The following is a 9576-nucleotide window of genomic DNA, read 5'->3' as shown; positions in this document are numbered from 1 at the left end:
CCGCGCCGCGCGCCGCCGTCATGGCCCAGGCGCCGGGAACCCGCGCCGCGCCCCCGCCGCGCCCGTCCGCCGCCGGCCCCGGCCGCCCGGTGCAGAGCTATCGCCACGACGACGCCACGCGGAAGAACATCCCCACCGCCGAGTTCGAATCCGTGATGCGGGCGGAGGACAAGACGCCCATCCAACTCGCCTATGAACGGCGCAACCGCGACCTGGACCCGCAGCTGGTCTGGCGCGGCAAGGATGAGCAGGACTGGTCCGACCTGATCGTGCAGGCGCCGCCGCTGTATATCCAGGAAAAGGTGCACCCGCAGGTCCTGATCGAGGATTTGAAGCGTCAGAGCCGGCGGCGGGCGGAAGAGGCGCCGGGCGCCATGCCGGACCTGTTTTCCGACTTCAACGGGCTGCGCGACAGCGCGGCGGCGACGGAGTTCTACCGGCACGACCAGCACTGGTCGAACCGCATGATCCTGGGCGATTCTCTTTCAGTGATGGCCAGCCTGGCGGAGCGGGAGGGGCTGCGCGGGCAGGTGCAGTGCATCTATTTCGACCCGCCCTATGGCATCAAGTTCAACAGCAACTTCCAGTGGAGCACCACCAGCCGCGACGTGAAGGATGGCGACAAAAGCCATGTGACGCGGGAGCCGGAGCAGGTGCGCGCCTTCCGCGACACCTGGCGCGACGGCATCCATTCGTACCTGACCTATCTGCGGGACCGGCTGACGGTGGCGCGCGACCTGCTGCATGAGAGTGGGTCGATTTTCGTACAGATCGGCGACGAGAATGTACATCGCGTGCGAGCAATATTGGACGAAGTTTTTGGCCCAGATCAGATTGTCAGTCAGATTACATTCACAAAAACCTCCGCTCAGTCTTCAAATGAATTGTCCTCTGTTTCGGACTATATTCTCTGGTATTCAAAACAAAGATCTTCGTTGAAGTTTCGGCAAAGTTTACGGATAAAAACAGCAGGTGAGGAGGGCGCGGCCCGCTATCAGGTTTCCCCTCGGCGCCAAGCCATGGGCGATCATCGCCTCTTCACAACGAGTGATTTGACTAGCCAAAGTCCTGGCACGCGTTATGAAGTAAAGTTTCAGGGTCGTGCATTTTTCCCTAAAGGATACTGGAAGACTGAGCAGAGCTCTTTCCCGCGTCTCATCAGATCCGATCGAATCGAGATTATGGGGAGTGGCCTGCGTTATGTCCGCTATCTTGACGACTATCCAGCATTCCCAGTTACAAATGTCTGGACTGACATTGGTGGCGTTCAAAGCCGGGCCGACCCGAAAGTCTATGTCGTTCAGACGGCATCAGAGGCGATTAAGCGCTGCATTCTGATGACCACCGATCCTGACGACCTCGTCCTCGATCCCACCTGCGGTTCTGGCACCACCGCTACTGTCGCCGAGCAATGGGGCCGCCGCTGGATCACCATCGACACCTCCCGCGTCTCCCTGGCGCTGGCCCGCTCGCGCCTGATGGGCGCGCGCTACCCCTATTACCTGCTGGCCGACAGCCCCGAGGGCCAGCGCAAGGAAGGCGAAGTCACCCGCACCGCGCCCAAGACCACGCCGACCGCCGGCCGCCTGCGCCAGGGCTTCGTCTATGAGCGCGTGCCGCACATCACCCTGAAATCCATCGCCAACAACGCCGAGATCGACGTGATCTGGGAACAGGCGCAGACGGTGCTGGAACCGCTCCGCGCCACGCTCAACCAGGCCCTCGGCAAGGGCTGGCAGGAATGGGAAATCCCGCGTGAGGCCGCGGCCGAATGGCCCGCCGTGGCCAAGGAAGCCCATGCCGCCTGGTGGCAGGCGCGCATCGCCCGCCAGAAGGAGATCGACGCCTCCATCGCCGCCCGCGCCGATGTCGAATACCTCTACGACAAGCCCTATGAGGACCGCTCGCGCACCCGCGTCGCCGGCCCCTTCACGGTCGAAAGCCTCTCGCCCCACCGGACGCTGGCGGTGGATTGGGATGACGAGCTGATCGACACCCTCGCCGCCGCCGAGAGCCGCCGCGCCGCCCCGGACCGCGACACGGCGGTGCGTGACTTCGCCAGCATGATCCTGGAGAATTTGCGCAGCGCCGGCGTGCAGCAGGCCGACAAGGCCGACCGCATCACCTTCACCAGCCTCACCGGCTGGCCCGGCGACCTCATCGCCGCCGAGGGCCGCTTCATGGAGGGCGAGACCGAGCGCCGCGCCGGCATCTTCATCGGCCCCGAATTCGGCACCGTCTCCCGCCCCGACCTGGTGGCTGCGGCGCGAGAGGCCGGGGATGCCGGCTTCGATGTGCTGATCGCCTGCGCCTTCGCCTATGACGCCCATTCGGCGGAATTCGACAAGCTCGGCCGGGTGCGCGTGCTGAAGGCGCGCATGAACCCCGATTTGCACATGGCGAAGGACCTGAAGGCCACCAGCGCCGGCAACCTCTTCGTCATTTTCGGCGAGCCGGACATCCGCATCGACACAACGCCGGACGGCATGGTGCAGGTGACGATCGAGGGCGTGGACGTGTTCAAGCCGCAGACCGGCGAGGTCGTCTCCGAGGGCAAGGAGGGCATCGCGCTGTGGATGATCGACACCGACTACAACGAGGAAAGCTTCTTCGTCCGCCACGCCTACTTCCTTGGCGCCAATGATCCCTACAAGGCGCTGAAGACGACGCTGCGGGCGGAGATCGACGAGGAAGCCTGGTCCAGCCTGAACAGCGATGTCTCCCGCCCCTTCCCGAAGCCGGCCAGCGGGCGGATCGCGGTGAAGGTCATCAACCACCTCGGCGATGAGGTGATGAAGGTGTTTTCTGTCGGGGGTTGAGGAAATGGCCGAAGATGCCCCGGAAGAACGCTTTCTCGAGCCGAAAGCGAACGCCGATTTCATGGCAGGGCGGCTAGGGCCCGTGGACAGTTGGCTTGCGGGCGCGTCTGGCGAAGTCCAAATCCGTCGGTGCCGATGCCGGAGGATCTGGCGAAGCTGGGACAGGTCATCTACCTGACCCATCACCGGCATCTTATGGAGATCGCCCGGGAGGTCACGCCGGCGGTGCCAGTGCATTCGCTGCTCGGGTAGCGTTTGAGGCCCGAGGCCAGATGTGAACCTCGATACACCGCTGAGGCCGGCTGCGTGTCCCCGCATCCATATCCAGCACACAGCACCCGCTCACCTCATGGTCAGCGGGCGTTGCGCGTTACAGCCCGGGTCCCCTCCACTTCTATCGACCCTCCCCCAATAATACGCTATGCGTAGTGTCGAACCGACACAGGCGCCCCACCACATGCCGGAACAAGGCGAAGGTCTCGCGGTCATGCATGGGGTGATGGCCCTCGGCCGTCGCCTGCGGTCCGAACGCCCGCCGGGTTCGGCCAGCATCGCCACCCTCAGCCTGCTCGGCACCCTCAGCCGCTCCGGCCCGCTCCCCGCCGCGCAGCTCGCCGCGGCGGAACGCCTGCAGCCGCAATCCCTCACCCGCCTCATCGCCGCGCTGGAGAAGGAAGGCCTGATCGAGCGCCACCGCAGCGACACGGATCGGCGCAGTTTGATGATTTCCGTCACACCCCGTGGCCGCGCCGTTCTGGTACAGGACCTGCGCCGAAGGCACGCCTGGCTGGAGCAGGCCATGACCCGTGCCCTGACGCCCCAGGAACGCCGCACCTTGCTCTCCGCGTCGGAAGTCATGATGAAACTGGCCTTGAGCGAAAGCGCATCCCATTGAGCATGCTTCCCCCTGCCGCTCCGCGCCGCGCCCTTTGCGCGGCCTTGCTGCTGTCCGGCTGCGCCGTGCGGCTGCCGGGCACGGATCCGGGCATCGACACCCCCGCGGAATTCACCGCCGGCACCGGTGCGCCCGCCGCCTGGCCCTCCGCCGATTGGTGGAAGGGCTTCGGCTCCCCGGAACTCGACGCCCTGATGGCCGCCGCCGCCGCCGGCAGCTTCGACATCCGCGCGGCGGAGGCCCGGCTGCGCCAGGCTGACGCCCAGGTGCGCATCACCGGCCAGGCGCTGCTGCCCACCGGCGGCATCTCCACCAGCGTCACCCGCAGCCAGACCCCCGGCTCCACCAGCACCCCGGCACGCGCCAGCGCTACCCAGCGCACCCTCAGCGCCGCCACGCTCAGCGCCAGCTATGAGCTGGATTTCTGGGGCCGCAACCGCGCGGCGCTGGAGGCCGCGCGCCAGGCCCGTTCCGCCAGCCGCTTCAACCTGGCGGTGGTGGCCCTGACCACCCAGGCCAGCATCGCCAACACCTATCTGCAGATCCTCGCCTCGCGGGAGCAGCTGGACATCCAGCAGCAGAACCTGGCGGCGGCCGAACGCATCCTGGCCGTGCTGCAACGCCAGGTGGCGGCCGGCACCTCCGCCGGGCTGGAACTGGCGCAGCAGCAGACCCTGGTGGACCAGCAGCGCGCGCTGCTGCCCCCGCTGCGGCAGGCGGTGGCGCAGAACACCGCCTCCCTGGGCACGCTGACCGGCCAGGTGCCGGAACGCATCGACGCCCCGCGCCTGACCCTGGGCGACCTGCGCGTGCCCCCGGCCAGCCCCGGCCTGCCCGCCGAGGTGCTGACCCGCCGCCCCGACATCGCCCAGGCCGAGGCGACGCTGGCCCAGTACCAGGCCAGCGTGGTCAGCGCCCGGGCGGCGCTGCTGCCCACCGTCACCCTCACGGCCAGCGGCGGCTTCCAGAGCCTGGTGATCGAGAATCTGATCCGCCCCGGCTCCGCCCTGTTCAGCCTGGCGGCGGGGCTGACCCAGCCGGTGTTCCAGTTCGGTCAGCTGCGCGCGCAATTGCGCCTGACCGAGGCCCAGGCCACCGAGATGCTGGAAGACTACCGCAAGGCCATCGTCGCCGCGCTGGTGGATACCGAGAACGCGATCGTCGCCCTGCGCGAAACCACGGACCAGGAAAGCCTGCAGGCCGCCGCCACCCGCAGCGCCCAGGCCGCGCAGACCATCGCGGAAAACCAGTTCCGCGTCGGCACCGTGCCGCTGATCAATGTGCTGAACACGCAGCAGACCCTGTTCTCGGCCAGGAACCAGCTGGTGCAGGTGCGGCTGGCGCGCTTCCAGGCGGCGGTGGGCCTGTTCCGCGCCCTGGGTGGAGGATGGTCGTAATGCCCGGAGATTCCCCGATGAGCGAAACCCCCGGCATGGCCGCCCCCCCGCCCCGCCGGAAGCGCCGCGCCTGGCCCTGGCTGCTGCTGATCCTGCTGGCGGCCGGCGGGGCCGGGGGCTGGTATTACTGGACACGGCTCGCCCAGCCCACCGCCGAGACCGCCCGGCGCGGCCAGGGCCGCCCGCCCATCCCCGTCGCCGCCGTGGCCGCCGCCCCGCGGGACATCCCCATCCGGCTGGCGGCGCTGGGCACGGTGCAGGCGCTGAACGCCGTCACCCTGCGCGCCCAGGTGGATGGCGTGCTGCTGGAAGTGGCCGTGACCGAGGGGCAGGAGGTGCGGGCCGGCACCGTGGTGGCGCGCATCGACCCGCGCACCTACGCCGCCGCCCTGGCCCAGGCCGAGGCCAAGCGCGCCCAGGACCAGGCCCTGCTGGCCAATGCCCGCATCGACCTGCAACGCTATGCCGAGCTCTCGCGCAGCGCCGGTGCCTCCCGCCAGCAGCTGGATACCCAGCGCGCCCTGGTCCAGCAGTATGAGGCGCAGATCCAGGCCGATGAGGCCGCCATCTCCTCCGCCCGCACGCAGCTGGATTTCACCACCATCCGCTCCCCGGTGGATGGCCGGGTGGGCCTCAGGCAGGTGGACCCGGGCAATGTGGTCCGGTCCTCCGACAGCACGGGCATCATGGTGGTGAACCAGATGCGGCCGATCACCGTGGCCTTCACCTTGCCGCAGCAGCAGCTGCGCCAGGTGCTGTCGGCGATGCAGCGCGGGCCGGTGGCGGTGCAGGTGGTGGGCCGCGACGGCGCCACCCAGGCCGAGGGCACGCTGCTGACCCCCGACAACCAGGTGGACACCACCACCGGCACGGTGCGCTTCAAGGCGACCTTCCCGAACGATGACGGATTGTTGTGGCCGGGTGCCTTCGTGAATGTGCGCCTTTCCGTGGGCCTGCTGCGCCAGGTGCTGACCATCCCGGTCGAGGCGGTGCAGCGCGGCCCGCAGGGGGCCTTCGCCTTCGTGCTGCAACCGGACAGCACGGTGCAGCAGCGCCCGTTGACGCTGGGCCTGCTGACGGAACGCCTGGCGGTGGTGGAGGACGGCTTGCAGGCGGGCGAGCAGGTCATCACCTCCGGCGCGTTGCGGCTGGATGCGGGCACGCGGGTGATCGTCAGCCCGCCCGCCGGGCAGAACCCGGGGCCGCGCGGCGGCGCCGCCCCGGACGGCGCGCCCCAGCCCGGCCAGGGCAGGCGGGAACGGCGCGGCGCCCCCAGCGCGCCCGCTCCCAGCCCGTGAACGTCTCCGCCCCCTTCATCGCCCGGCCTGTCGCCACCACGCTGCTGGCCATCGCCATGCTGCTGGGCGGCGTGCTGGGCTATATGCAGCTGCCGGTCTCCGCCCTGCCGGAGGTCGATTTCCCCACCATCGAGGTCACCACCCAGCTCCCCGGCGCCTCGCCGGAGACAGCGGCGGTGCAGATCACCGCCTCCCTGGAGCGCCAGCTGGGCCAGATCGCGGGGCTGACCTCGATGATCTCCTCCTCCGGGCCGGGCGTGTCGCGCATCACGCTGCAATTCGACCTGGGGCGGGACATCGACGACGCGGCGCAGGATGTGCAGGCGGCCATCAACGCGGCGCGCGGCACCCTGCCGCTGAACCTTCCCTATCCGCCCGTCTATTCCAAGGTGAACCCGGCGGACCCGCCGATCCTGACCCTGGCGCTGACATCGGACACGCTGCCGATCCATCGCCTGTCCGATGTGGCGGATACGCTGCTGGCGCAAAGGCTCAGCCAGGTATCGGGCGTGGGGCGGGTGTCGGTGCAGGGCAACATGCGCCCCGCCGTGCGCATCCAGGCGGACCCGCAGCGCCTGGCGGCCTATGGCCTGTCGATGGAGGATATCCGCAGCGCCGTGGTGGCCGCCAACCAGGCCGGCCCCAAGGGATCGCTGGACGGCGCGCGGCAGGCCAGCACCGTCATGGCCAACGACCAGATCACGGCGCCCGCCGATTTCGCCCATGTCATCATCGCCTGGCGCGGCGGCGCGCCAGTGCGGCTGTCCGATGTCGCCAATGTGATGGACGGGCTGGAGAACACGCTGAACGCCGCCTGGCTGGACGGCAACCGCGCCGTGCTGCTGGACGTGCAGCGCCAGCCCGGCGCCAACATCGTGGCCACCGTGGACCGGCTGCAGGACCAGCTGGCCACCCTGCAGAACGCCCTGCCCCCCGGCGTGCGCCTGACCGTGGTGGCCGACCGGACGGAGACCATCCGCGCCTCGGTGCATGAGGTGCAGTTCACCCTGGTGCTGTCGGTCGTGCTGGTGGTGATGGTGATCTACCTGTTCCTGCACAGCGCCCGTGCCACGCTGGTGCCCGCCGTGGCCCTGCCGCTGTCCATCATCGGCACCTTCGGCGTGATGTGGCTGTGCGGCTTCTCGATGGACAACCTGTCCCTGATGGCGCTCACCATCGCGACGGGCTTCATCGTGGACGACGCGATCGTGATGATCGAGAACATCGTCCGCCTGATCGAGAAGGGCGAGAAGCCGCTCGCCGCCGCCTTCAAGGGTGCCGCGCAGATCGGCTTCACTGTGGTGTCGCTGACCGTCTCGCTGATCGCGGTGTTCATCCCGCTGCTGTTCATGACGGGCGTGGTGGGGCGGCTGTTCCGCGAATTCGCGCTGACGCTCACCATTTCCGTCCTCGTTTCCATGGTGGTGTCGCTGACGCTGACGCCGATGATGACGGGGCTGCTGCTGCGCCCCTCGGCCGAGATGAAGCCCGGCCTGCTGCCCCGCATCGCGGAGCGCGGCTTCGACTGGCTGCGCGACCGCTACGCCACCACGCTCGACTTCGCGCTGCGCCACCAGGCGATGATGCTGCTGCTCACCTTCCTCACGCTCGGCGGCACGGTGTGGCTGTATGTGGCGATGCCCAAGGGCTTCCTGCCGGCGCAGGATACCGGCCTGCTGACCGTGACGACGGAGGTGGCGCAGGATGCCTCCTTCGCGCGCCTGATGGAGCGCCAGCAGGAGGTCGCGCGCATCGTGGGCCAGGACCCGGATGTGGTGCGCGTGACGGCGGTGGCGGGGGCGGGCGGCATCAACGCCGCGCAGAATCTCGGCAGCCTGACCGCCGTGCTGCGCCCGCGCGCGGAACGCACCGCCAACGCCCAGCAGATCGCGGACCGCCTCTCCGCGCGGCTGGCCGCCATCCCGGACATTTCGGCGCAGATCCAGTCCGTGCCAGACATCCGCATCGGCGCGCGGGCCAGCGGCACCGCCTTCCAGTACACGCTGAGCGATTCAGACCCCGCCCGGCTGGCCGAATGGACCCCGCGCCTGGTGGCCCGCCTGCATGAGGCGCCGGAGCTGCGCAACGTGTCGAGCGACCTGCGCGACCGCGGGCTGCGCCTGTCGGTGCAGGTGGACCGCGACCAGGCGGCGCGGCTGGGCGTGACCATGCAGGCGGTGGACGACGTGCTGTACGACAGCTTCGGCCAGCGCCAGATCTCCACCATCTATGGCCAGGCCAACCAGTACCGCGTGGTGCTGGAGGTGGACCCCGCCCTGCGGGACGACCCGGCGCTGATCGGCCTGCTGCGCGTGCCCGGTGCCGTCAGCGGCGCGGGCGGCGGGGCGGCGGCCACCACCGTCACGGCGGGTGCGACGGTCGCGGCCACCTCGGCCAGTTCCAGCGGCAACTACCAGGTGCCGCTGTCGGGCATCGCCACCATCACCCGCCAGGCGGGGCCGCTGACCGTGACGCGGCAGGACCAGTTCCCGGCCGTGACCCTGGGCTTCGACCTGGCGCCGGGCGTGTCGCTCAGCCACGCGGTGGCGGCGATCGAGCGCGCGGGCGCGGCACTGGGCATGCCCGAGACGATGAGCGGCGAATTCTCGGGCGATGCCGCGGAATTCGCGCGGTCGCTCGCCAGCGAGCCCTATCTGATCCTGGCGGCGGTGGTGGTGATCTATCTCGTGCTCGGCATGCTGTACGAAAGCGCGATCCATCCCATCACCATCCTCTCCACCTTGCCCTCGGCGGGCATCGGCGCGCTGCTGGCGCTGTGGTGGATGGGGCTCGACCTGTCGGTGGTGGGGCTGATCGGCATCGTGCTGCTGATGGGCATCGTGAAGAAGAACGCGATCATGATGATCGACTTCGCGCTGGAGGCGCAGCGCGACGAGGGCATGACCGCCTTCGACGCGATCCGCGAGGCCTGCGTGCTGCGCTTCCGCCCCATCATGATGACGACCATGGCCGCCCTGCTGGGCGCGGTGCCGCTGGTGCTGGGCAGCGGCCCGGGCAGCGAGCTGCGCCTGCCGCTGGGGGTCTCCGTCATCGGCGGGCTGCTGCTGAGCCAGATCATCACGCTGTACACCACGCCCGTGATCTATCTGGCGCTGGAACGGCTGCGGCCGGCACCGCGCCGCGCCCCGGTCCCGCGCGAGGGCTGA

Annotated in this window: 5 protein-coding genes; all 5 read left to right on the top strand. The window is 69.2% G+C overall.

Features of this window, described 5'->3' with window-relative positions; all coding sequences use genetic code 11:
• The first annotated feature begins 89 nt into the window (after nt 1–89).
• The gene (locus GT007_RS14545; protein WP_236571673.1) at nt 90–2819 is read left to right on the top strand and encodes a site-specific DNA-methyltransferase; all 2730 of its coding nucleotides are present in this window, start codon (nt 90–92) and stop codon (nt 2817–2819) included.
• Nucleotides 2820–3276: 457 nt separating this feature from the next.
• Entirely contained in the window at nt 3277–3714 is a 438-nt protein-coding gene (locus tag GT007_RS14540) for a MarR family winged helix-turn-helix transcriptional regulator (protein ID WP_160122349.1), read from the top strand.
• A 2-nt stretch (nt 3715–3716) separates the two neighbouring features.
• Nucleotides 3717–5111 carry an efflux transporter outer membrane subunit gene (locus tag GT007_RS14535; RefSeq protein ID WP_160122353.1) on the top strand — a complete coding sequence of 465 codons (1395 nt, stop codon included), beginning with the start codon at nt 3717–3719 and terminating at the stop codon, nt 5109–5111.
• Nucleotides 5112–5128: 17 nt separating this feature from the next.
• On the top strand, nt 5129–6409 hold the full coding sequence (locus GT007_RS14530; protein ID WP_160122348.1) for an efflux RND transporter periplasmic adaptor subunit: 1281 nt from the start codon (nt 5129–5131) through the stop codon (nt 6407–6409).
• Nucleotides 6406–9576 carry an efflux RND transporter permease subunit gene (locus tag GT007_RS14525; RefSeq protein ID WP_160122347.1) on the top strand — a complete coding sequence of 1057 codons (3171 nt, stop codon included), beginning with the start codon at nt 6406–6408 and terminating at the stop codon, nt 9574–9576. Before GT007_RS14530 ends, GT007_RS14525 begins: the two co-directional genes overlap by 4 nt.

The sequence above is a fragment of the Rhodovarius lipocyclicus genome (assembly GCF_009900765.1).
GTDB lineage: Bacteria > Pseudomonadota > Alphaproteobacteria > Acetobacterales > Acetobacteraceae > Rhodovarius > Rhodovarius lipocyclicus.
Note: the sequence above shows the minus strand (reverse complement) of the source record. Positions and strands in the feature narration are given on the sequence as shown.

Bases quoted from the DNA above. Each gene is read 5' to 3' on its own strand.
- GT007_RS14540 (WP_160122349.1), top strand. From the start codon at position 3,277: ATGCCGGAACAAGGCGAAGGTCTCGCGGTCATGCATGGGGTGATGGCC.
- GT007_RS14535 (WP_160122353.1), top strand. From the start codon at position 3,717: ATGCTTCCCCCTGCCGCTCCGCGCCGCGCCCTTTGCGCGGCCTTGCTG.
- GT007_RS14530 (WP_160122348.1), top strand. From the start codon at position 5,129: ATGAGCGAAACCCCCGGCATGGCCGCCCCCCCGCCCCGCCGGAAGCGC.